This window comes from Pseudomonas sp. LY-1, from assembly GCF_053502595.1.
The window spans coordinates 3525306-3547845 of the sequence record NZ_CP094353.1; the positions used below are offsets into that span (position 1 = coordinate 3525306).

26 protein-coding genes and 5 pseudogenes are annotated in these 22540 nt (G+C 59.4%); 23 read left to right on the forward strand and 8 right to left on the reverse strand.

The genetic code is table 11. The annotated features are described in order from the left end of the window. Nucleotides 1-30 precede the first annotated feature (30 nt). The 5 genes from MOQ67_RS16085 to MOQ67_RS16105 are packed head-to-tail and all read left to right on the forward strand — an operon-like array spanning nucleotide 31 to nucleotide 6397. Nucleotides 31-969: a chromate resistance protein ChrB domain-containing protein gene (locus tag MOQ67_RS16085; RefSeq protein WP_034367493.1), complete on the forward strand. Its 939-nt coding sequence runs from the start codon at nucleotides 31-33 to the stop codon at nucleotides 967-969. Further along, complete coding sequence (gene chrA, locus MOQ67_RS16090) at nucleotides 966-2333, forward strand: chromate efflux transporter (RefSeq protein ID WP_448675518.1); 1368 nt, start codon at nucleotides 966-968, stop codon at nucleotides 2331-2333. The genes MOQ67_RS16085 and chrA overlap by 4 nt, the downstream gene beginning before the upstream one ends. A 9-nt stretch (nucleotides 2334-2342) precedes the next feature. Continuing rightward, entirely contained in the window at nucleotides 2343-2951 is a 609-nt protein-coding gene (locus tag MOQ67_RS16095) for a superoxide dismutase (RefSeq protein ID WP_034367502.1), read from the forward strand. Further along, a complete protein-coding gene (locus MOQ67_RS16100; RefSeq protein WP_448675519.1) occupies nucleotides 2948-3400 on the forward strand; it encodes a chromate resistance protein ChrB domain-containing protein in 453 nt (150 codons plus the stop codon). Before MOQ67_RS16095 ends, MOQ67_RS16100 begins: the two co-directional genes overlap by 4 nt. Nucleotides 3401-3430: 30 nt before the next feature. Continuing rightward, a complete protein-coding gene (locus MOQ67_RS16105; RefSeq protein WP_448675520.1) occupies nucleotides 3431-6397 on the forward strand; it encodes a Tn3 family transposase in 2967 nt (988 codons plus the stop codon). A gap of 104 nt (nucleotides 6398-6501) precedes the next feature. Here MOQ67_RS16105 and MOQ67_RS16110 read toward each other — a convergent pair whose 3' ends face one another. Further along, nucleotides 6502-8181, reverse strand: coding sequence for a Mu transposase C-terminal domain-containing protein (locus tag MOQ67_RS16110; RefSeq protein WP_000179844.1), 1680 nt, complete (start codon nucleotides 8179-8181; stop codon nucleotides 6502-6504). A 517-nt stretch (nucleotides 8182-8698) separates the two neighbouring features. Here MOQ67_RS16110 and MOQ67_RS16115 point away from each other — a divergent pair. The 5 genes from MOQ67_RS16115 to MOQ67_RS16135 are packed head-to-tail and all read left to right on the forward strand — an operon-like array spanning nucleotide 8699 to nucleotide 12339. Further along, the gene (locus MOQ67_RS16115) at nucleotides 8699-10186 is read left to right on the forward strand and encodes a SulP family inorganic anion transporter (RefSeq protein ID WP_011645024.1); all 1488 of its coding nucleotides are present in this window, start codon (nucleotides 8699-8701) and stop codon (nucleotides 10184-10186) included. A gap of 14 nt (nucleotides 10187-10200) precedes the next feature. Beyond that, nucleotides 10201-11052 (forward strand): universal stress protein, encoded by an 852-nt coding sequence (locus MOQ67_RS16120; protein WP_011645025.1) that lies wholly within the window; start codon nucleotides 10201-10203, stop codon nucleotides 11050-11052. Between the two features lie 5 nt (nucleotides 11053-11057). Next, nucleotides 11058-11255 (forward strand): hypothetical protein, encoded by a 198-nt coding sequence (locus tag MOQ67_RS16125; protein WP_425335724.1) that lies wholly within the window; start codon nucleotides 11058-11060, stop codon nucleotides 11253-11255. Beyond that, entirely contained in the window at nucleotides 11252-11332 is an 81-nt protein-coding gene (locus MOQ67_RS16130) for a hypothetical protein (RefSeq protein ID WP_425335727.1), read from the forward strand. The genes MOQ67_RS16125 and MOQ67_RS16130 overlap by 4 nt, the downstream gene beginning before the upstream one ends. A 44-nt stretch (nucleotides 11333-11376) precedes the next feature. Next, on the forward strand, nucleotides 11377-12339 hold the full coding sequence (locus tag MOQ67_RS16135) for an SdiA-regulated domain-containing protein (protein ID WP_011645027.1): 963 nt from the start codon (nucleotides 11377-11379) through the stop codon (nucleotides 12337-12339). 45 nt (nucleotides 12340-12384) lie between these two features. Here the strand turns inward: MOQ67_RS16135 and MOQ67_RS16140 are convergent, their stop codons facing one another. After that, nucleotides 12385-12612, reverse strand: coding sequence for a hypothetical protein (locus MOQ67_RS16140; RefSeq protein WP_177333796.1), 228 nt, complete (start codon nucleotides 12610-12612; stop codon nucleotides 12385-12387). On the opposite strand from MOQ67_RS16140, the gene MOQ67_RS16145 reads away from it, so the two are divergent. Continuing rightward, a complete protein-coding gene (locus tag MOQ67_RS16145) occupies nucleotides 12601-12942 on the forward strand; it encodes a hypothetical protein (RefSeq protein ID WP_033979953.1) in 342 nt (113 codons plus the stop codon). The two genes, MOQ67_RS16140 and MOQ67_RS16145, sit on opposite strands and share 12 nt — an antisense overlap. A 135-nt stretch (nucleotides 12943-13077) precedes the next feature. Beyond that, nucleotides 13078-13347, forward strand: a complete 270-nt coding sequence (locus MOQ67_RS16150) for a hypothetical protein (protein ID WP_033979952.1) — start codon at nucleotides 13078-13080, stop codon at nucleotides 13345-13347. A 36-nt stretch (nucleotides 13348-13383) separates the two neighbouring features. Here the strand turns inward: MOQ67_RS16150 and MOQ67_RS16155 are convergent. The 5 genes and pseudogenes from MOQ67_RS16155 to MOQ67_RS16175 all read right to left on the reverse strand — a co-directional run. Next, nucleotides 13384-14144: pseudogene (locus MOQ67_RS16155) on the reverse strand (OprD family outer membrane porin); the annotation flags it as partial. A gap of 159 nt (nucleotides 14145-14303) precedes the next feature. After that, nucleotides 14304-14636 carry a DUF2790 domain-containing protein gene (locus MOQ67_RS16160; protein WP_033979951.1) on the reverse strand — a complete coding sequence of 111 codons (333 nt, stop codon included), beginning with the start codon at nucleotides 14634-14636 and terminating at the stop codon, nucleotides 14304-14306. Nucleotides 14637-14950: 314 nt separating this feature from the next. Beyond that, nucleotides 14951-15405 (reverse strand): annotated as a pseudogene (locus MOQ67_RS16165) (DDE-type integrase/transposase/recombinase); the annotation flags it as partial. Nucleotides 15406-15418: 13 nt separating this feature from the next. After that, nucleotides 15419-15664: pseudogene (locus tag MOQ67_RS16170) on the reverse strand (IS66 family transposase); the annotation flags it as partial. A gap of 43 nt (nucleotides 15665-15707) precedes the next feature. After that, a pseudogene (locus MOQ67_RS16175) lies at nucleotides 15708-15965 on the reverse strand (MerR family DNA-binding protein); the annotation flags it as partial. Between the two features lie 262 nt (nucleotides 15966-16227). Between MOQ67_RS16175 and MOQ67_RS16180 the strand changes: the two are divergent. Together MOQ67_RS16180 and MOQ67_RS16185 are read left to right on the forward strand one after the other, a co-directional pair. Next, nucleotides 16228-16344: pseudogene (locus MOQ67_RS16180) on the forward strand (type II toxin-antitoxin system RelE/ParE family toxin); the annotation flags it as partial. A gap of 195 nt (nucleotides 16345-16539) precedes the next feature. Further along, nucleotides 16540-16755, forward strand: a complete 216-nt coding sequence (locus MOQ67_RS16185) for a co-regulatory protein PtrA N-terminal domain-containing protein (protein WP_017849619.1) — start codon at nucleotides 16540-16542, stop codon at nucleotides 16753-16755. Between the two features lie 162 nt (nucleotides 16756-16917). Here the strand turns inward: MOQ67_RS16185 and merR are convergent, their stop codons facing one another. Further along, nucleotides 16918-17358: an Hg(II)-responsive transcriptional regulator gene (gene merR, locus MOQ67_RS16190; protein ID WP_003131870.1), complete on the reverse strand. Its 441-nt coding sequence runs from the start codon at nucleotides 17356-17358 to the stop codon at nucleotides 16918-16920. Between the two features lie 71 nt (nucleotides 17359-17429). Between merR and merT the strand changes: the two genes are divergently transcribed. The 9 genes from merT (at nucleotide 17430) to yidD (ending at nucleotide 22540) form a co-directional block, all read left to right on the forward strand. Next, complete coding sequence (gene merT / locus MOQ67_RS16195) at nucleotides 17430-17780, forward strand: mercuric ion transporter MerT (protein WP_054914137.1); 351 nt, start codon at nucleotides 17430-17432, stop codon at nucleotides 17778-17780. Nucleotides 17781-17793: 13 nt separating this feature from the next. Then, complete coding sequence (merP, locus tag MOQ67_RS16200; RefSeq protein ID WP_003131872.1) at nucleotides 17794-18069, forward strand: mercury resistance system periplasmic binding protein MerP; 276 nt, start codon at nucleotides 17794-17796, stop codon at nucleotides 18067-18069. 71 nt (nucleotides 18070-18140) lie between these two features. Then, complete coding sequence (gene merA, locus MOQ67_RS16205; protein ID WP_034036508.1) at nucleotides 18141-19826, forward strand: mercury(II) reductase; 1686 nt, start codon at nucleotides 18141-18143, stop codon at nucleotides 19824-19826. A gap of 35 nt (nucleotides 19827-19861) precedes the next feature. After that, the gene (gene merG / locus MOQ67_RS16210; protein ID WP_033869423.1) at nucleotides 19862-20515 is read left to right on the forward strand and encodes a phenylmercury resistance protein MerG; all 654 of its coding nucleotides are present in this window, start codon (nucleotides 19862-19864) and stop codon (nucleotides 20513-20515) included. Nucleotides 20516-20598: 83 nt separating this feature from the next. Next, entirely contained in the window at nucleotides 20599-21237 is a 639-nt protein-coding gene (merB, locus tag MOQ67_RS16215) for an organomercurial lyase MerB (RefSeq protein ID WP_063977244.1), read from the forward strand. Continuing rightward, nucleotides 21234-21575, forward strand: a complete 342-nt coding sequence (merD, locus tag MOQ67_RS16220; RefSeq protein ID WP_033869424.1) for a mercuric resistance transcriptional repressor MerD — start codon at nucleotides 21234-21236, stop codon at nucleotides 21573-21575. Before merB ends, merD begins: the two co-directional genes overlap by 4 nt. Beyond that, entirely contained in the window at nucleotides 21568-21738 is a 171-nt protein-coding gene (locus tag MOQ67_RS16225) for a transcriptional repressor (RefSeq protein ID WP_196484667.1), read from the forward strand. The genes merD and MOQ67_RS16225 overlap by 8 nt, the downstream gene beginning before the upstream one ends. Continuing rightward, nucleotides 21738-22211, forward strand: a complete 474-nt coding sequence (gene hisI / locus MOQ67_RS16230; RefSeq protein WP_034389874.1) for a phosphoribosyl-AMP cyclohydrolase — start codon at nucleotides 21738-21740, stop codon at nucleotides 22209-22211. Before MOQ67_RS16225 ends, hisI begins: the two co-directional genes overlap by 1 nt. Continuing rightward, nucleotides 22208-22540, forward strand: coding sequence for a membrane protein insertion efficiency factor YidD (yidD, locus tag MOQ67_RS16235; protein ID WP_448675521.1), 333 nt, complete (start codon nucleotides 22208-22210; stop codon nucleotides 22538-22540). The genes hisI and yidD overlap by 4 nt, the downstream gene beginning before the upstream one ends.

A 22540-nucleotide genomic window follows, 5' to 3' on the forward strand; every position in this document is an offset into this window, starting at 1 on the left:
TTATCTCATTATTGTAGTAACATCTACGAAATGAATTTGCTTTCGCTTATCCTTTCCTTGCCTACTGAAAACGCGACCGTCCGGCAACGGACGTGGCGTGCCCTCAAAGCCTCCGGCGCTGCGGTGCTGCGCGACGGCGTGTACCTGATGCCCGACCGCGACGAATGCCGCGCGGTGCTGGATAACTTGGCCTCCGATGTGCGTGAAGGCGGTGGGGTCGCTCATGTGCTGCGTATGGAAGACCCTGAAGGGGTCAACTTCGTCGCATTATTCGACCGCAGCAACGATTTTGCTGCCTTGCTAGTCGATGTCCATCATCTCAGGCAGACGCTGACATTGGATACCGTGCAAGACGTGCTGCGGCAGGTGCGTAAGCTTCGCAAATCCTTTACTACGCTGGTTGAAATCGACTTCTACCCCGGCGAGGCTCAGCGTCAAGCGGACAGTGCGTTGTGTGAACTGGAACAAGCTTGCGCCCGCACGCTGTCGCCGGACGAGCCGCACGCTGTAGAGGGGACTATTACCCGCTTGGATCGTTTGGATTACCAGGCCCGTACCTGGGCCACTCGCGCACGTCCTTGGGTTGATCGGCTCGCCAGCGCATGGCTGATCCGGCGCTTCATCGACCCGCAGGCGCGCATCCTTTGGTTGGCAACCCCTGCGGACTGCCCGCCGGATGCGTTGGGCTTCGACTTCGATGGCGCGACGTTCAGCCATGTCGGCAGCCGTGTCACGTTCGAGGTCCTGGCGGCGAGCTTTGGGCTGGAACAGCCCGCCATCACAAGGATTGGCCTTGTGGTGCATTACCTCGACGTGGGCGGCATCCAGCCGCCAGAGGCCACTGGTATCGAAAGCGTACTGGCCGGTTTGCGGGAAACGGTTGACCACGACGATCAACTATTGGCCATCGCCTCCACTGTGTTCGATGGCTTACTGGCCAGCTTTGAAAAAGGGACCCTCACCGTATGACTCAAACCGTCGTAACCAAGGAGGCTGTGGCAGTGCCTCCCTCCCCACAAGTTGTCAGCTTTTGGCAAGCGTTTCGCCTGTGGTTAAAGATCGGGTTCATAGGCTTCGGCGGCCCCGCCGGACAGATCGCGATCATGCACCGCGAATTGGTCGAACAGCGGCGCTGGATCAGCGAGCGTCGCTTTCTGCATGCGCTCAACTTCTGCATGCTGCTTCCGGGCCCGGAGGGGCAGCAACTCGCCACATACATGGGCTGGCTAATGCACCGAACTTGGGGAGGCATAGTTGCAGGTGTCCTGTTTGTGCTGCCTTCGCTCTTCTTTCTGATCGCGCTGTCGTGGATTTACATTGCGTTCGGTGACACGCCACTGGTTTCCGGCCTGTTCTACGGCATCAAACCTGCCATCACCGCGGTTGTCGTGCAGGCCGTGCATCGGATCGGCTCGCGTGCTCTCAAGAACGGCCTGATGTGGGCGATTGCCGCTGGGGCATTCGTCGCCATCTTCGCGATGAATGTGCCGTTTCCGGCCATCGTCGCCGGGGCCGCGCTGATAGGGTATATCGGCGGTCGCGTTACCCCGGACAAATTCAGGGCCGGCGGCGCGCATCGTGCGGCCGATAAATCCTATGGCCCCGCGCTGATCGATGACAACACCCCCATACCGTCGCACGCCCTGTTCCGCTGGTCTGGCTCGCTGCGGGTTGCCGCGATGGGTTGCCTGTTGTGGCTGATCCCCATGGCATTCCTTCTCGGCACCTATGGCTGGGACCACACCCTGACCCAGATGGGCTGGTTCTTTACGAAAGCCGCATTACTGACCTTTGGGGGGGCCTATGCAGTATTGCCGTACATCTATCAGGGTGCGGTCGGCCATTACAGTTGGCTCACCCCCACGCAGATGGTCGATGGGTTGGCGCTCGGCGAGGCCAATCCGGGGCCGCTCATTATGGTGGTGGCCTTCGTCGGCTTTGTGGGGGCCTATGTACAGGCACTATTCGGCCCCGACATGTTGTTCGTTGCCGGTGCGGTCGCAGCCGCGCTGGTGACCTGGTTCACTTTCCTGCCGTCCTTCATTTTCATCCTCGCCGGAGGGCCGTTCGTAGAGTCGACGCGCGGAGATCTCCGGTTTACCGCGCCGCTGACTGCGATAACGGCAGCGGTGGTCGGTGTGATCCTGAACCTGGCCGTGTTTTTCGCCTATCACGTGCTCTGGCCCAAAGGCCTCGCCGGGCTCTTCGACTGGGTGTCGGCACTGATCACCATCGGTGCGGCAGTGGCCTTGTTCCGCTTCAAGCGAAACGTGATTCACGTCATCGCGGCATGTGCGGTGCTGGGCCTGATATTGAAGACCTTGATCTTGTGAGGTGACACCATGTCCTTCGACATTAAACCGCTGCCTTTCCCCGCAAGTACCCTAAATGGTCTGTCCGAAAAGCTGATCGCCAGCCATCACGAAAACAACTATTCCGGGGCCGTCAAACGCCTGAACGCCATCCACACCAAGCTCGGCACCCTTGACTTCACGCAGGAAGCCGGCTTCCTGCTGAACGGTCTCAAACGCGAAGAACTGATCGCCTACAACTCGATGCTGCTGCATGAGATCTACTTCGACTCGCTGGGCGGCAACGGCGTGTTGCCCGTAGGCCCGCTGTGCGAGGCGATCGAGCGCGACTTTGGCAGCGTCGAGCGCTGGCAGGCCGAATTCTCGGCGATGGGCAAGGCGCTCGGCGGCGGTTCCGGCTGGGTGCTGCTGGTCCAATCAGCGCGCGACGGCAAGTTGAGCAACCAGTGGGCCGCCGATCACTGCCACACCTTGGCTGGCGCTTTGCCAATCCTGGCGCTTGATATGTATGAACACGCGTATCACATCGACTATGGCGCCAAGGCCGGTGCCTATGTAGATGCATTCATGGCCAACATCGACTGGCAACGAGCGGCTATTCGCTGGGCTAGTCACCAACCCTCAGGAGGACTCTCATGAAATGGATTACCCGCGAACGCCCGAAGATCGATCGCATTGCCTGCCCGTGGATGGTGACGCGGTTCATCGACACGCATGCCGAGTTCCTCTACGTCCCGGCAGGCGACGTGCTGCGCATCGCTCAGGAGACCGGCGCGGTCCCGTATGACATTCCTGGAGTGGAACTTTCCCATGACGGTGAGCTTTGCAGCTTCGATGCCTTCCTGGCCAAGTACGCGATGGATGACCCTGCCCTCAAACAGCTCGCCGTGATTGTTCGCGGTGCCGATACATCCCGACTTGACCTGACGCCGCAGTCGACAGGGTTGTACGCGCTATCTCTTGGCTTGTCGCAGAACTTCAGCGACGACCATGAAATGCTCAAGCACGGCATGGTGATGTACGACGCGTTCTATGCATGGTGCAAGCACTGCCAGAGTGAGACGCATAACTGGCCGCCGAAGATGTAACCAAGCGAATTCGAGAGGGAGTCGCCGGACATGCCGCGCCGTTCGATCCTGTCCGCCGCCGAGCGCGAGAGCCTGCTGGCGTTGCCGGACACCATGGAGGACTTGATCCGCTACTACACGTTCAGCGAATCCGACCTCTCGATCATCCGGCAACGGCGCGGTCCAGCCAACCTCCTGGGCTTCGCCGTGCAGCTCTGCTACATGCGCTATCCCGGCATGATGCTCGCGGTAGATACGGAGCCGTTTCCGCCGTTGCTGCGTCTGGTAGCCACGCAACTGAAGGTGCCACCCGAAGCCTGGGCGGACTACGGCCAGCGCGCCGAGACGCGCCGCGAGCACCTGCTGGAACTGCAATCGATCTTTGGTTTCCAGGCCTTCGCAACGCGGCACTATCGCCCCAGCGTGCACAGCCTGGATGAACTGGCTTGGCAGACCGACAAAGGCATCGTGTTGGCGACGGAGTTGATCGAAGGGCTGCGACAAAAGAGCGTGCTGCTCCCGTCACCGGGCGTCATTGAACGCATCTGCGCCGAGGCCATTACTCGCGCCAACCGGCGCATCTACGAAGCGCTGTCCGAGCCGCTGACAGACCCCCACCGGCATCGCCTCGATGATCTGCTCAAGCGCCGCGAGTTCGGCAAGACGACCTGGCTGGCCTGGCTGCGCCAGTCGCCCGTCAAGCCGAACTCGCGCCACATGCTCGAACACATCGAGCGCCTGAAAGCCTGGCAAGCGCTCGACCTGCCTACTGGCATCGAACGGCTGCTTCACCAGAACCGGCTGCTCAAGATCGCCCGCGAGGGTGGCCAGATGACGCCCGCTGATCTGGCCAAGTTCGAGCCGCAACGGCGCTACGCCACCCTCGTCGCGCTGGCCATCGAGGGTATGGCCACCGTCATCGACGAAATCATCGACCTGCACGACCGCATTCTGGGCAAGCTGTTCAACGCCGCCAAACACAAGCATCAGCAACAGTTCCAGGCGTCCGGCAAAGCGATCAACGCCAAGGTGCGACTGTACGGACGCATCGGCCAGGCGCTGATCGACGCCAAGCAGTCGGGCGGCAACCCGTTCGCCGCCATCGAGGCCGTCATGTCCTGGGATGCCTTCGCCCAGAGCGTCACCGAGGCGCAGAAGCTCGCGCAGCCCGATGACTTCGATTTCCTGCACCGCATCGGCGAGAGCTACGCTACCTTGCGCCGCTACGCGCCGGAATTCCTGGCCGTGCTCAAGCTGCGGGCCGCGCCCGCCGCCAAGGGCGTGCTCGACGCCGTCGACGTACTGCGCGGCATGAACACTGACAACGTCCGCAAGGTGCCCACTGATGCCCCGACCGACTTCATCAAGCCTCGTTGGCAGAAGCTGGTGATGACCGACGCCGGCATCGACCGGCGCTACTATGAACTGTGCGCGCTGTCGGAACTCAAGAACTCGCTGCGCTCGGGCGACATCTGGGTGCAGGGCTCGCGTCAGTTCAAGGATTTCGAGGATTACCTGGTGCCGCACGAGAAGTTCGCCAGCCTCAAGCAGGGCAGCGAATTGCCGCTGGACGTGGCCACCGACTGCGACCAGTACCTGTACGAGCGGCTGACACTGCTAGAAGCGCAGCTTGCCACCGTCAACCGCATGGCGGCGGCCAACGACTTGCCGGATGCCATCATCACCGAGTCGGGCCTGAAGATCACGCCGCTGGACGCGGCGGTGCCCGACACCGCGCAGGCGCTGATCGACCAGACAGCAATGATCCTGCCGCACGTCAAGATCACCGAACTACTGCTCGAAGTCGATGAGTGGACGGGCTTCACCCGGTACTTCACGCACTTGAAATCCGGCGACCTGGCCAAGGACAAGAACCTGCTGCTGACCACGATCCTGGCCGATGCGATCAACCTGGGCTTGAGCAAGATGGCCGAGTCCTGCCCCGGCACGACCTACGCCAAGCTGGCCTGGCTGCAAGCCTGGCACATCCGCGACGAGACCTATTCAACGGCGCTGGCAGAACTGGTCAACACCCAGTTCCGGCATCCCTTCGCCTGTCACTGGGGCGACGGCACCACGTCATCGTCGGACGGTCAGAACTTCCGAACAGGCAGCAAGGCCAAAAGCACCGGCCATATCAACCCGAAGTATGGCAGCAGCCCAGGACGGACTTTCTACACCCACATCTCTGACCAGTACGCGCCGTTCCACGCCAAGGTGGTCAACGTCGGCGTGCGCGACTCGACCTACGTGCTCGACGGCCTCCTTTACCACGAATCCGACCTGCGGATCGAGGAGCACTACACCGACACGGCGGGCTTTACCGATCACGTCTTCGCGCTCATGCACCTGCTGGGCTTCCGCTTCGCGCCGCGCATCCGCGACCTGGGCGACACTAAGCTCTACCTCCCTAAGGGCGATACCGCCTATGAGGCGCTCAAGCCGATGGTCGGCGGCACGCTCAACATCAAGCATGTCCGTGCCCATTGGGATGAAATCCTGCGGCTGGCTACCTCGATCAAACATGGCACGGTGACGGCCTCACTAATGCTGCGCAAGCTCGGCAGCTATCCACGCCAGAACGGCCTGGCCGTCGCCCTGCGTGAGCTGGGACGCATCGAGCGCACGCTGTTCATCCTCGACTGGCTGCAAAGCGTGGAGCTGCGCCGCCGTGTCCACGCCGGACTCAACAAGGGGGAAGCGCGGAACGCGTTGGCCCGCGCCGTGTTCTTCAACCGGCTGGGTGAAATTCGCGACCGCAGTTTCGAGCAGCAGCGCTACCGGGCCAGCGGCCTAAACTTGGTGACGGCGGCTGTCGTGTTATGGAACACGGTCTACCTGGAGCGCGCAGCGCATGCGCTGCGTGGAAACGGTCTCGGCATCGATGATGCGCTGTTGCAGTACCTGTCGCCGCTGGGCTGGGAGCACATCAACCTGACCGGCGATTACCTCTGGCGCAGCAGCGCCAAGATCGGAGCTGGCAAATTCAGGCCCCTACGACCGCTGCAGCCGCCTTAGCGTACTTTGCGGTCCGTTTTCTGAGACGACCCCCGGAAGACGGGCCAAGCCCTGGGCCGCCGGCAGCAGGTGGGACAGGTCGATGATGGGATATTCGTCCACGGCTACCACTCCTCAATCTGGTCGAACGGTTTGGCGGGTGGCAAGTTGTCTGCCTGCGGGTCGGCAATATCCGTATCCGGCGGAACGGGCTTGTCCGGCCGAGCTGATGTCTTGAGGTGCTGGCGGCGATCCGCGTCACGCCGCGCCTTGCGTGTGGCCTTCTGCGCGCTGGTCACAATCTCACGCATCTGGCCGATCATGCGGAACAGCGCCGACTCATCCACCTGTTCGCGCCCTTGCTGCCGCAGTTTCGCCAGCGCCTGCCGTTGTTCCCAGAGGGTGACAGCCGGATGCGACAAGGTACGGTAGGGAATTTCCAGGTAATGCTGTCCCTCCGGTTCCAGGACCCAGATACGGCTGATGTCGCGCGGATCGCGCCGGATCAGAAAGGACGGCCAGCGTTCACGCCGCGCAATCCACGGCTTGAGCGCATCGGCGTAGTAGTGGATGTGGTCGATGACAAAGCCGGTGCGGGTCAGCGTGCGCCGGAGGATCGGCAGAAAATCGACCAGGAACGAAGTAGCGCGTGTGACGACGGCCGGTACGCCGACACGCGCCACGGCCTCGGCCCAGCGCGCGGCCGGCGGTTGGAGCAGGCCGTTGTGCACCGAACCGTGGTAGGTGCCGACCGCCAATGTGAGCCAGCGCTCTAGCTCGCGCAGCGTCAGGGCGGCCTTGTTTTCGGAATCGTAGTCGCCGCGCTGGTCAGGGTTGGAGAAGGTCGTTCCCGGCAGTTCGTCGTGAATCATCTGCATCGCCGTGCCGATGATCCGTTCCACGATGCCGCCATAGTGCGGCTGTCCCAGCGGGCGATAGTCCAGCCGGATGCCATGCTGCTCGCAACCCCGGCGCAGGGCCTCGCTCTTGAACTCGGCCGCGTTGTCTAGGTAGAGCAGCAAGGGCTTGCCGCTCATCTGCCAATCCATTTCCACGTTCAGTCCTTCCAGCCAAGGGCGCTTGTCGCAGGCGACATGCACGAGGCACAGGCCAACCGAAACGGCAGACGGCGCTTCCAGCGTGACGACCATGCCGAGCACGCAGCGGGTGAACACGTCGATGGCGAGGGTCAGGTACGGGCGGCCAATAGGTTGCCGGTCGCGGTCATCGACCACGATCAGGTCGATGACCGTATGGTCTATCTGCACCTGCTCCAGCGGCGCGGTCACGGCAGGAGGCTCGCCGCCCACACCTTGTAGGTCACGAGCGGCATCCTGGCCTTCCCGCCGGCGGATGACCTTGCGCGGGTCAAGGCTAGCGATCCGTAAGGCCACGGTATTGCGCGCCGGCACTCGCAGTTTTTGAGCCTTGCACACCTGAGTGACTTCGCGGTGAAAGGCCGCTAGGCTGCGCTTCTGCTTGGTCAGGAACCGCTTTTGCAGTAGCTCGTGGATGACGCGCTCGACCGGTTCCGGCAAGCGCCCCTTACCTTTACCTCCACCGGACTGGCCGGGCACCAGATCCGTCACGAGGCCGCTGCCTTGCCGGGCACGCCGGATCAGAACGTATACCTGGCGCCGAGACAAGCCCAGCGCCTGAGCCGCCATATCGGCCGCTTCGTGCCCGACCGTCTCCGACTGCGCCAACGGACTGATGATCTCCGCACGACGGCGCGCACGCTCCCAAGCCTCATCAGGCAGAGTGGCCACGCCTTGTTCTGGAATCCGTGGGGTGTCCGTCGCCATGCTCACCTCGCTTTGGTGCACACGAGTATTGAGCATAGTCGAGATTGGTGCAGATCACTTCTGATATTGAACTGTCAGGAGCTGGCTGCACAACAGCCATTACGCCCAATCAACTGGTGCAGTCGTCTTCTGAAAATGACAGGCGCGGTGCGGCCTTGCCTGACATCCAGTTAGGGTATAGCTCAGGCTGACATCCAAACAGGACGCCCTAGTCCGGGGGTGACTCGCAGAAATTGCCCTCTTCCTGTAGACTGTTGCGGCCATTGAGTTACTAAAGACACTCGATAAGACCTCATGCTTACCCTGCAAAACATGATCTGGCTGCCTACGCCGCCATAGCGCTTCGCCCCCCGCATCATCTGTGACTGCTTGCTCTGCCAGCGGTCGCGTTCTGCTGTGCTTTAGGTTTTAACACCCGCCACAGCTCCTCTACATCCGACAATTTGACCTCGTATCGACCAGCTGCACATGGCCTGCGCCATGCTGTTCTGCGCGATCCATTGCCTTGGGAATTCTGATGCTCCACTCGTTAAAACAAACCTGGTTATCCAACATCCGTGGCGACATCCTCGCCGGTATTGTGGTCGCACTGGCCCTAATCCCTGAAGCCATCGCCTTCTCGATCATTGCCGGCGTCGACCCCAAGGTCGGCCTGTACGCCTCTTTCTGTATCGCCGTGGTTATCGCCTTTGTCGGTGGTCGCCCCGGAATGATCTCGGCCGCAACCGGTGCAATGGCACTGCTGATGGTGACCCTGGTCAAGAACCATGGTCTTGAATATCTGCTGGCCGCCACGCTGCTATGTGGCGTGCTACAAATCGCTGCTGGCTACCTGAAGCTCGGATCGCTGATGCGCTTCGTCTCGCGCTCGGTGGTGACCGGTTTCGTCAATGCACTGGCGATCCTGATTTTCATGGCTCAGCTGCCCGAGCTGACCAATGTCACCTGGCACGTCTACGCCATGACAGCCGCAGGCCTCGGCATCATCTATCTGTTCCCCTATGTCCCCAAGATCGGCAAGCTCATCCCATCGCCGCTGGTGTGCATCATCGTGCTGACCGCCGTCGCCATGTCGGTTGGGCTGGATATCCGCACGGTCGGTGATATGGGTGAACTGCCGGATACGCTACCGATCTTCCTCTGGCCTGACGTGCCGCTGACATTCGAGACGCTGGCCATCATCTTCCCTTATTCGGCAGCACTGGCTGTGGTCGGTCTGTTGGAATCGATGATGACCGCGACCATTGTCGACGACCTGACCGACACCTCCAGTGACAAGAACCGCGAGTGCAAGGGTCAAGGCGTGGCCAACATTGCTTCGGGCCTAATCGGCGGTATGGCAGGTTGCGCGATGATTGGTCAGTCGATCATCAACGTTAAATCCGGCGGTCGTTCTCGTCTGTCCTCCCTGGCCGCAGGCGTATTCCTGCTACTGATGGTGGTATTCCTCGGCGACTGGCTGAAGCAGATCCCGATGGCTGCGCTGGTGGCAGTGATGATCATGGTGTCCATCGGCACCTTCAGTTGGGATTCGCTGCGCAACCTGAAGAAGCACCCGTTGTCGACCAACATTGTCATGGTCGTCACCGTGGTGGTCGTGGTCGCCACCCACAACCTTGCCTTCGGCGTGTTGGCCGGCGTACTGCTGGCCGCGATGTTCTTCGCCAACAAGGTTGGCCATTACATGGCGATCAGCTCTTTGCTGGACGAAGCCGGCGAGCATCGTAGCTATAACGTCACCGGCCAGGTGTTCTTCAGCTCGGCAGACAAGTTCGTCGCGGCCTTCGACTTCAAAGAAGCCCTAAACAAGGTAACCATCGACCTGAACCGTGCTCACTTCTGGGATATCACCGCCGTTGCCGCTTTGGACAAAGTGGTCATCAAATTCCGCCGCGAAGGCACCGAAGTTGAAGTGCTGGGCCTCAACGAAGCGAGCGCCACTATCGTGGATCGCTTCGGTGTTCACGATAAACCCGACGCCATTGATCAACTCATGGGCCACTAAGAAGGAGAACAACAATGACCCAAGTAATTGCCTGTATAGACGCTTCCGCCTCGGCTCCAGCCGTGTGCGACTACGCGGCCTGGGCCAGTCTGAGCCTGGAAGCCCCGCTGACCTTCCTGCATGTGCTGGATCAGCGCCAGTACCCGGTTACGGCCGATCTGAGTGGCAATATCGGCCTTGGCAGCCGCGAGCATCTGCTCGATGAGCTTGCTTCCCTGGATGAACAGCGTGGCAAGTTGGCCCTTGAACAAGGGCGGATCATGCTTGCGGCCGCAAAAGAGCGGGCCATTAAGGATGGCGTGGCCGCGCCGGAGTCCAAGCAACGTCATGGCGATCTGCTGGAAAGCCTGCAAGAGCTGCAAACCGAAACGCGCCTGCTGGTCATCGGTCGCCAGGGCGAATCTAGCGGTGGTCTGAGTCAGCATGTCGGAAGCCAGCTGGAGAGCGTGATCCGTATCATGCACCGACCGATTCTGGTCACCCCGGCCAACTTCCAAAAGCCTGAGAGCGCGATGCTCGCCTTCGATGGCGGCGCTACTACCCGCAAGGGTGTGGAGATGCTGGCGGCCAGCCCCCTGCTGAAGGGGCTGCCGATCCACCTGGTCATGGTTGGGCCCGTGAGCGACGAATCGTCGGCGCAGCTGGACTGGGCGCAGAAAGTGCTGCTCAACGCCGGATTCACTGTTCGCGCCGAGGCCCTGAACGGCGAGATAGAGCCTACCCTCCACGCCTATCAGAAAGAGCATGGCATTGATCTGCTGGTGATGGGGGCCTATGGCCATTCACGTATCCGGCAGTTCCTGGTCGGTAGCACCACGACCAGCATGCTCCGCACCACCACCAGTCCGTTGTTACTGCTGCGTTAATGTCCATGGACGACGCCCTGGATCTTGCCCATTTCAAGACCCTGCTGGAACAGCGGGCTGCCGAGCTGGATCAATTGCTGGAAGACGCTGAGTCTCGCTCGCAATCGGTAGAGCTGGATCAAAGCAAGGTAGGGCGTCTGTCGAGAATTGATGCACTCCAGCAGCAAGCAATGATGGCTGGTGTAACCAATGCGGCGAGTTGATCGCCTCGGGCCGTCTGGAGTTCGATCCGGCCACGCCATTGTGCATCACCTGTGCGAGTCGCACCGAGTCGGATTGAAATCGTCACGACTCGTGGCGTCAGCCCAAATAACGAGGCTCCTAATGTATTTGATGGCTAAAAACTGGCTGAGCCGAACACGGAAAGCAAGCGCTTGGATGTGGGCACTGCTGTGCCTTGTGTTGCTCACCGTATTCCAAGTCCGCACCCATCACCTTGATGATCGTTTGTACTTCTGGATAAAGACCAGCTGGCACACCGACGATTGGCAGGAGCGCTCTGTGTGGCTGCCTGGCTATCGGGTTGAACTGGATGCTAAGGCGGTCCCCGGTGTGGACAACAATCTTTCGGGTCTGACCTTTGACCCTGACCTAAACCTGCTGTGGGCAGTCACCAACGGCCCAAACGAACTATTGGCCCTTAGTCGTGACGGTGATGTGGAAAGGCGTTACAACCTGGATGGCTTCCACGATGTGGAGGCGGTCTCCTATGCCGGCAACGGCCAGCTGGTAATCGCCGAGGAGCGCCGGCAGAGCCTGGTTATTGTGGATGTCCCCATCGCCGAAGACGGTAAGCTTTCTCCCGATCGTTCATTGAGCCGGGACCAGTATCCAGCTCTGACCCTGGCGCTTGGCAAGGAGGACAACAAAGGCCTTGAAGGGCTCGCCTACGACCTGAAAGGTGATCGCTTGTTTGTGACCAAGGAGCGTGACCCTCGCCAATTGCTGGAAGTGGGCGGCCTTCGTGCCAGCCTGGCAGGAGGTTTTTCCCTGCACGTGCGCGACCTGTCCAACTTGGTAAAGGACAAGGTATTTGCCACTGACTTGTCTTCGGTCGTCTTCGACCAACAGAGTGGCCATCTCATACTGCTCAGCGACGAGTCGAAACTGCTGATTGAAATGACCGATGAGGGCAAGGTGGTGAGTTTCCGTTCCTTGGCGAGGGGTTTTGCTGGTTTGCTGAAAGGCATACCCCAGGCCGAAGGCGTAACCATCGATGATGAAGGGTATTTGTACGTGGTCAGTGAGCCAAACCTGTTCTATCGCTTTACCCGTGAACCAGATTGACCAGCCAACAAGCTACTGTCGGGCGTGGTCGGGACACTTGAGCTGTTAGCGTACGATTTTTTCCGAATTCTGCGGGCTCCCCAACAAGCGCGGGAGCAGTTTGAGCACTACCAGGCATCGGTCGCGCAACAACGCAGCGACGAGCGCCAGGCCACTGAGCAACGCCAGCAGCGCCTGGAACACGAATTGGCAGCGCTCCGGCAGCGTCTGCTCGCGCAGCAAACCCGCCTGGGCGAACTGCAGGCGCAGGAACAACGCCTGGTGCAGGACCATGATCGTCTAGAGAGCACCCTGCTCACGACGCAAGCGACGCTCGCGCAGAGTCAGATTGCGCATGAACACGTCTTACTTCAATTCACCGACTTGCAACAGTCGCATCAGGCACTGGAGCAGCGCCATGGCCAAGGTGAGCAGCGTTTGGCTGAGACGCGGACTTACCTGGCCGTCAATGAACGGGAGCGAAGCCTGCTGGCGGAACGCTTAAGCCAAACTGAAAGCCAATTGAGCCAGTTGGCCACAGAAAAGCAGCTTCTCGTGCAAGACAACGCGGTGCTGTCAAGCCAGCTCGCAGAGTCCAGAGCGATGAAGCCGAAGACTTGTTGACCGAAAAAGGCGCCTACCTCAGGCGCCTGAAACCATCCTCCAAACCAAAGGAGCCAAACAGGAGGACAGTGGAGCAATCAACTCTTCAATACACAGCCTGGCTGGAAACCAAGGTCGTAGATGAGGAGAGTCGCCATGCGTAACGCCATTACCTACACCGTCCTTGCTACCTTCATAGCCCTTGGAACTGTTGCCACGGGATTTGCCGAACAGGCCAAAGCCCCCGCCCAAAGCAGTGCCGAGACAAATAAGGGTGAGGACATGCACATGATGGACGGCAACCATATGCCGATGATGGACATGCAGGAAATGTCCAAGATGATGAAAAACTGCAATACAATGATGGAGAACATGAACCAACACATTGGAATGGAGTCCCCGAAGGGCGATAGCAAGGCACAATAGCGATCTGGTTCACGTCGGCCGTCTCCGTCCCTCGCCGGTGTGCGCCCCGACACGGAGGCCGACCTTGCCGCTCCAGATATCGTTCTCAAAACTGCCGAGGAGCTGCTTCCCCTCATCGACGGCCTTGTAGTAATTCAAACCACCGACCAAGGCGACATCATCTGCAAGCGGGTAGCTCCAGGTAGTGCCGGTATAGTATTGGTTTCAGGCATCCTTGAGACAACTGGTGTAAAGGCTGAAGCCAAGGTTGTCGTTGGGTGTGTAATCACCGCCGACTATCCACGGAGAGCCGACTTCGCCTGCGTAGAAGGTTGCAAAATCATCCCGCATGCTGCTGGAGCTGGGTTGGCTCATCGCGTGCAGGCGTCCGCCCTGTAGCACCAAGCCCTCGACACTGGTGTTGTATGCGGTGACGCCGCGGAAGCTTTCCGGAAGCAGTCGCGAATCGCCGTACTGCACGACAGGCGTGACAGGGAAGACATCGCCTACTTTGATTTCAGTGTCCAGGAAACGGGTCTTTACGGCGCCGCCGAGCTTGGAGTAATTGTCCTCGGCCTGGCCGAGCCCGACTCGAATCGGCCTATGACTCCGTGGGCCCATTCTTCCGAGTAGCCATTTCCTGTACTGCTGGACTGGCCTTTGCGAAAATCACGGTTGAAGTAGAAATTTCGATTGAGGATGCTCAGGCTGCTGCCTTCGATGAATCCCTCGCCTTTTTCCTCGGCGGCCATTGCAGCCTGCGCAGCGCTGATGCTCAAGACGATCTGAGAAAGTCCCAACAGGGCCTTGTTGTTCATAAACGCTCTTGATGTTTTGGCAGATTTTTCATTGTGCGGTTGTGTATATGCCGAAGCGCGCCGGGCATAGCCGGGTGCGCTTCTTACATACTTCCACATGCAAAATAACGTCAGGGTGACGTGAAAATTACTTTTCCGTCAGCAACACGTCAACAATGCTCAGTGCTGGCTCCTGCAGTCCGTTCCTGATACGCGGTACTCCAGAATATGCAGGTTTCCGCTCGAATCCTCGTAGGTCATTTGCGCAGGCATCACATCGCAGTTGCCATTGGTCGACGTGACGTGAATGACCTTGGCGATGTCGAGCTTCATGCCATAGCGGTAGTGAGTGACTTCTGGCGGGTTCTTGCCTTGGGCGCTAGCGTATTCGCGCATGGATTGCTCGTTGGCCTGGATCATCTTACCGTACAGGCGATCGGAACTGCCATCGGCCCATACGGTGGATGACAGCAGAGTCGCACTCACTATCAGCAGCAGTCTTAGGTGTTTCATAACGGCGATCTCCTCTCGGGTTTTCGATCCACGATTCAACTCTACCTCCGTAGTTAAGTACGGAATCAAGGAGGGAGGAGATGAAGGTCCTGGTTTATGGCGCCGAGATAAGATGGTAGGGCTTAAGTACACTTTCGTCGGGTAACAGCAGCGCATTACTGCGCCACCGCCCCCAAAGAACCGGGCATGAGAGTCGCGCCTCATCCGGCTCAAGTCTTTCGTCAGCACCATGGTCTAGTACCGGGCAATCAATCCACGTCTATCGCAGCTCGACGTTGGGCAAAGTAAGACGACCACGCAGGATCACAGGGATTGGCCAAGTTACGTAGTGCCGTTTCTCGATCCGGCTTAGGTATGTGCGCCACGTAATCACGCTTGATCGTCTTCACGAAGCTCTCGGCCATGCCGTTGCTCTGCGGGCTGCGAACTGGGGGGTCACCGGCTGCAAGCCGATCTGTCGAGCAAACAGGCACGTCTGGTCGGCGGTGTACGCCGAGCCGTTATCGCTTAGCCATTGCACCGGCGTGGCGGGCAGTTGATCACCGAAGCGCCTCTCCACGCTTTCCAGCATCAAGTCGCGGATATCATCGCCGCTGTACCCGGTCGGGCTCGCGACCTAGCCGATGGCCTCGCGATCACAGCAGTCCAGGGCGAAGGTTACGCTCAATTTGGCTCCGTCCTCGCAGCGGAACTCAAAGCCGTCCGAGCACCAACGCGTATCGCTGGTTTGCACCGCAATACGGCCTTCGTGCCGACGCGGCACGCCGGGCTGTTTTCGTAGACAGATTCAGCAGCGGTTGCAGGTGCTCGCCGCACTGGATCACCCAGCGCGCCAGGGTTTGGCGGGGGATATCGACGCCGTGACGACCGAGGATTTTTTTGAAGCGGTGCAGCGGCAGACCATCGACGTATTTGGTGATCAACAGCATCGCCAGGACGCTAGGACTGGCCATGCTCTTTTCGATCAGTTGAGCCGGTTTGTCGGCGGTGACCGGTGCGGCTTCACAGCCGCGGCAGCCGTAGACCTTGTCCGCTGGTTCCCTTCACAACCACTGGCCAACGCAGAGCGTTTTACCCATGCAGCGAAACGATTAGCGGACAGGAAACGGTCCCGTGGCTCGCACAACAGTCGTGAACCAGTTGCACCAAAACAGACTCGATCCGTCGCAGATCCGCGAGCTTGCCACGCACATCCCCAAGCTTCTGCTCGGCGAGCACGCGCGCTTCATCACAGTGAGCGCCGTCATCGAGCCTCAACAGCCCGGCCACTTCTTCGAGGCTAAAGCCCAGCCGTTGCGCGGACTTTACGAATTTCACCCGGGCGACATCGGGGGTTGGGGAGCAATGGAACTGAAAACCAACGTAAGCCGAATTAGAGTTCGTTTTACTCGTCAGCGACTGCGAATTAACGAACTTTGATTCGTGAGAAAGGTTTATTGCACTGATTTTCGGGTGTTGGTGACCTTTCCTCGCGATAGCGGAAACGGTTTCATAAAACGGTCGTTTTTCGAAACTATCCAGACGTTGCAAGGGTTTGCGGGGCAGCGACTGAGCTTAAGTGCACTTTCTGTTCCGTTGCTCCCCCAACCCCTATTTCCAGCAGCGAGGTGATGAATTCGTTTTGCTGTTGTGCGGCGGCGACAAAAGCAGCCAAAGCCGTGATATTGAAGCGGCTAAAAAACTCGCCAGCGAGTGGAGGTCAGAATGAGCGAAAAAATTTACGACTACGACCCAGCAGCAGCCCTAGACGGCCCTGAAGCAATCGCCGTCTTCATGGCGGAGCCCTGCCATTTCCTCTCAGCGCCATAATCCAGGACCTTCATCTCCTCTCTCCTTGATTCCGTACTTAACTACGGAGGTAGAGTTGAATCGTGGATCGAAAACCCGAGAGGAGATCGCCGTTATGAAACACCTAAGACTGCTGCTGGTAGTGGGTGCGACTCTGCTGTCATCCACCGTATGGGCCGAGGGCGGGAGCGACCGAGCGATTGAGCGAATTGCTGCACGCGAGAGGGCTGAAGCGACCCTGGTGGCGGAAACCGTCAAGGAGATTAAGCAACTGGGCCCCACGGCGGCAGGCCGTAGCGAAGCGCAGCCCGCCTGTCCGCCTGCAAAGTAGAGCCTGTGCTACTCGACCAGATGCAACGTGAGCCCACTCTGCTGAGGCGCGAGGGCAAATAGCAATACCAAACTGTGCCCTTTGCAAGTGCTCCTTTGGCCATTCAGCGGCGCTCATTGAGCGCCGCTTTTTTCTAAGCGCAAGCCGACCAACAGGGGCGCCTTACGCAACGGGAAATCCTCGGTTAACGCCCGAGTTGTCCCCATGCAGCGAAACGATCAGCGGACAGGAAACAGTCCCGTGGCTCGCACAACAGTCGTGAACCAGTTGCTCCAAAACTGACTCGATCCGTCGCAGATCCGCGAGCTTGCCACGCACATCCCCAAGCTTCTGCTCGGCGAGCACACGCGCTTCATCGCAGTGAGCACCGTCATCCAGCCTCAACAGCCCGGCCACTTCATCGAGGCTAAAGCCCAGCCGTTGCGCGGATTTAACGAATTTCACCCGGGCGACATCCGCCTCACCGTAACGGCGAATGCTGCCGTAGGGCTTGTCCGGTTCGGGTAACAGCGCCTTGCGTTGATAGAACCGGATGGTTTCCACGTTGACCCCGGCCGCCTTGGCGAAAGCGCCAATGGTCAGGCTTTCCAAATTGTTTTTCATACCGCTTGATTCCGTACATGACTACGGGACTAACCTTAAACCATCGATCAAATGCTCGAAAGGAGAAATGCATGTCTGAACCATCAAACGGGCGCGCCCCTCTTGTCGCCGGGGGGCTTGCGGCGATTCTCGCCTCGGCTTGCTGCCTGGGGCCGCTGGTTCTGATCGCCCTGGGGTCCAGCGGCGCTTGGATCGGCAACTTGACGGTGTTGGAACCTTATCGCCCGATCTTCATCGGCGCGGTGCTGGTTGCACTGTTCTTTGCCTGGCGGCGCATCGTCCGACCGACCGCAGCCTGCAAGCCGGGCGAGGTGTGCGCGATTCCGCAAGTGCGCACCACCTACAAGCTCATTTTCTGGTTCGTCGCCGTGTTGGTCTTGGTCGCGCTTGGTTTTCCCTACGTCATGCCATTTTTCTACTAACCAGGAGTTCATCATGAAAAAACTGTTTGCCTCCCTCGCTCTCGCCGCTTTCGTTGCCCCCGTGTTCGCCGCCACCCAGACCGTCACGCTGTCCGTACCGGGCATGACCTGCTCCACCTGCCCGATCACCGTCAAGAAGGCGATTTCCAAGGTCGAAGGCGTCAGCAAAGTTAACGTGACCTTCGAGACACGCGAAGCGGTTGTCACCTTCGATGATGCCAAGACCAGCGTGCAGAAGCTGACCAAGGCCACCGAAGACGCAGGCTATCCGTCCAGCGTCAAGAAGTGAGGCACTGAAAACGGCAGCGCAGCACATCTGACGCCCTTGTCTGCTACCACAAACGAAAAAGGATCTGTCGCATGACCCATCTAAAAATCACCGGCATGACCTGCGACTCGTGCGCGGCGCACGTCAAGGAAGCGCTGGAAAAAGTACCCGGCGTCCAATCTGCCATAGTGTCCTATGCCAAGGGCGCGGCCCAGCTCGCCCTTGATCCAGGCACAGCGCCGGACGCACTGACCGCCGCCGTGGCTGGCCTGGGCTACAAAGCGATGCTCGCCGATGCCCCGCCGACCGACAACCGCACTGGGCTGTTCGACAAGGTGCGCGGCTGGATGGGTGCCGCCGACAAGGGCAGCGGCGGCGAGCGCCCGTTGCAAGTCGCCGTGATCGGCAGCGGTGGAGCCGCGATGGCGGCAGCACTGAAGGCCGTCGAGCAAGGCGCGCAGGTCACGCTGATTGAGCGCGGCACCATCGGCGGCACCTGCGTCAACGTCGGTTGTGTGCCGTCCAAGATCATGATCCGCGCCGCCCACATCGCCCATCTGCGCCGGGAAAGCCCATTCGACGGCGGCATGCCACCCACACCGCCGACGATCTTGCGCGAGCGGCTGCTGGCCCAGCAGCAGGCCCGTGTCGAAGAACTCCGTCATGCCAAGTACGAAGGCATCCTGGACGGCAATTCAGCCATCACCGTTCTGCACGGTGAAGCGCGTTTCAAGGACGACCAGAGCCTTATCGTTAGTTTGAACGAGGGTGGTGAGCGCGTCGTGATGTTCGACCGCTGCCTGGTCGCCACGGGTGCCAGTCCGGCCATGCCGCCGATTCCGGGCCTGAAAGAGTCACCCTACTGGACTTCGACCGAGGCCTTGGTCAGCGACACCATTCCCGAACGCCTGGCCGTCATCGGCTCGTCGGTGGTGGCGCTGGAACTGGCGCAAGCCTTCGCCCGGCTGGGTAGCCAGGTCACGATCCTTGCGCGCAGCACGCTGTTCTTCCGCGAAGACCCTGCCATCGGCGAGGCCGTCACAGCCGCCTTCCGTGCCGAAGGAATCAAGGTACTGGAACATACGCAAGCCAGCCAAGTCGCCCATGTGGACGGCGAATTCGTGCTGACCACTGGACAGGGCGAAGTGCGCGCCGACAAGCTGCTGGTCGCCACCGGCCGGACACCGAACACGCGCAGCCTGGCATTGGAAGCGGCGGGGGTAGCCGTCAATGCGCAGGGGGCCATCGTCATCGACAAGGGCATGCGCACCAGTAGCCCGAACATCTACGCGGCCGGCGACTGCACCGACCAGCCGCAGTTCGTCTATGTGGCGGCAGCGGCCGGCACTCGTGCGGCCATTAACATGACCGGCGGCGACGCAACGCTCGATCTCGACGCTATGCCGGCAGTCGTGTTCACTGATCCGCAAGTTGCCACGGTTGGCTACAGTGAAGCAGAAGCCCAGCGCATCGGCCTGCAAACCGACAGTCGTACTCTCACGCTCGACAATGTGCCGCGTGCACTCGCCAACTTCGACACGCGCGGCTTTATCAAGCTTGTCGCTGAGGCTGGATCTGGACGCATTCTTGGGGTTCAGGCTGTAACACCGGAAGCAGGCGAGATCATCCAGACTGCCGCGATTGCCATCCGGGCTCGCATGACCGTCCAGGATCTTGCCAACCAACTTTTCACCTACCTCACCATGGTGGAAGGTCTCAAACTGGTGGCACAGACTTTCTCGAAGGATGTGACACAGCTATCGTGCTGTGCGGGCTAAACCAAGGACACGAAAAGAGCGACAGAGGAGTTTTTATGTTTTGCGATATTAGACTAACAGCACGTTGCACCCGTGCATGCTTAACCATTCTGTTGGCGGGTACTGCAGCGTTTGGCTTGTCAAACAATGCGCTGGCGGCCTACGACTTTTCTAAGCTGGGAGCAGCGATCGAAACATTGGCGCCGGAGACCGTCGACGGCTGGGAAAAGAAAGCGAGGGCGGGCGATGCCATGGCGCAGAACATCATGGGTCTTGCCTACAAATGCGGTATGGGCGTAAAACAAGACCATGCTGCATCGATCCAGTGGTTTCGCAGGGCGGCCGAGCAGGGTGAAGCTGATGCGCAGTTCAACCTGGGGCGCCTCTACGCAAGCGAAGTCGACGGTATGTATAAGAAAGGGCGTGCGGCTCCTGCCGACGATGCACAGGCGTTCAAGTGGTACCGCCTCTCTGCCGAGCAGGGACACACGCAGGCTCAAGTCAGGCTGGCTCAACTGTTTGCGAAGGGGCTCGGTGAGGTCGCGCGCGACCAGGTTCAGGCCTACAAGTGGATGAGTCTGGCAGCAGCGTCAGGAGAACCAACGGCAGCAAAAGTCATTGCCGACTATGCGGCTCAAATGAAGCCCGAACAGGTGCAGCAAGCGCAATTGCTGGTCCAGGAATGGAAACGCCGGCAAAGCGCACGCTGACGTGATCTTTGAAAAGCGCGGCATGTAATCGCCAAGGGTGGGTTTATGCCGCGTAACCGCTGCTTGGATGTTGGAGGTGGAAATTGGACAAGACTATATATTCCAAAAAGATTGCCGAGAGCCTCTCATCTGGCAATCATCCAGAAGAGTTCGCAACCCTCTTCGTCACCCTGCTTCGTCAGCTTGTGATGGGAAGGCCTGTGTCACGCGAAGCGCTCGGCACCGCACTCGGATGGTCTGGGCAGAGGGTTGCAACTGTACTTGAGCCGGCGCCCGGTACCGAATATGACGAGCAGGGCAATATCATTGGACTGGCCCTGACGCTACGCGAAACCCCTCACGTTTTTGAAGTGGATGGCCGCCGTTTATACACCTGGTGTGCGCTCGACACCTTGATGTTTCCCGCTTTGATTGGCAAAACAGCCCGTGTCACGTCGCGCTGTGCTGCCACCGGCAGGCCGATTACGCTCACAGTTGCGCCAGAAGCAGTGCTTCAGGTTGAACCGGCGGAAACAATGGTGTCTCTGCTAACGCCGGATGCTTCACCCGACATTCGCTGTTCCTTTTGCTGTCATGTGCATTTTTTTGCATCGCCTTCTGTTGCAAATGCATGGGCTTCGACGCACCCGGGGATAGAGCTCGTGCCTGTCGAGAATGCATTCGGTCTCGGACATCTGATCGCGCATAAGCTGTTAGAAGACAGCGAGCGAAACACGGCATGAATGCCTACTCGATTTCGAAGCTTGCTGAAGATGCAGGCGTAAGCGTGCATGTTGTGCGCGACTACTTGATGCGCGGGTTGTTGCATCCCGCCTGGCGAACCGAAGGTGGCTACAACGTTTTCGATGCCAAAACACTGGAACGGTTGCGTTTCCTGCGCGTGGCCTTCGAGTCGGGACCCAGGCTCGACGAGTTAACGCGACTTTGCAGGGCGTTGGATGCAGGCGATAGCAAGTGCGTACACGGATGTGTCGAGCAACTGCGTCGGAAGATCGATGTGCGCCGAAAAGAGCTGATGGTGATCGAGACCTCTTTAGGCGAGTTGGCGTCCAGTGCATAACCTCACTATCTGTCGCCAGTGCGGCTACGTCGAAGAGCTGCACCTTGATGAAATTAGCGATCAGCTTGCCGCCCTGGCCCAGCGCCAAGGCTTCAACGTTGAGCGCCAAACGATTGAGCTTCAGGGCTTATGTCAAGCATGCCGATCCGTGAGTAATGCCTAATGTCCCAATTTGATGAACTCGCCCCTCAACAGCTTTTTAAGGCGTTAGAGTCAGCGACCACAACAGCTTCCCTGCCCAAGCTTGCAACGCTACTAGATGCCATTCGCTTTAATGAAGACGGCCTGATTCCCGCCATTGCCCAGCAACATGATACGGGCGAAGTACTGATGATGGCGTGGATGAACCGAGAAGCCCTGGAAGAGACGTTAACAACGCAGCGAGTTTGCTACTTCTCACGCTCGCGCCAAAAGCTATGGCGCAAAGGTGAGACATCAGGACAGCAACAGCGCCTTAAAAGCGCAGCGCTAGATTGCGATGGTGATACGCTGCTGGTTCAGGTGGAGCAAACTGGTCCCGCGTGCCATTCCGGCCGTCGCAGCTGCTTTTATGTGTCGCTCGGTGCAGACAGCGCCAAGATTACCAGCGAGCCGCTGATTGATCCGGCCACGCTATACGGTAAAAAAGCGCCGTGAAAAATTGGCTGTTCGCCATTAAACAGGTTTTTCTTAAGCTGCTAACAGCAGTGATGGTGGGCTGTATTCGCGTTTACCAATACACCATCAGCCCACTGCTTGGCCCTCGCTGCCGCTTCTGGCCAAGCTGCTCTTCCTATACCATCGAGACCATCCAGGTGCACGGCCCTTTCAAAGGCGGCTGGATGGCTGTCAAACGCATCGTGAAATGCCACCCAGGCAGCCCAGGCGGCATGGATCCGGTGCCCGGTGGGCGCAGCGAAGCGCTCTGCCGTGAAAATGACGACCGCCCTACTGAGCGTTGCCGCTCAACCTTCTGCCGCCACTAA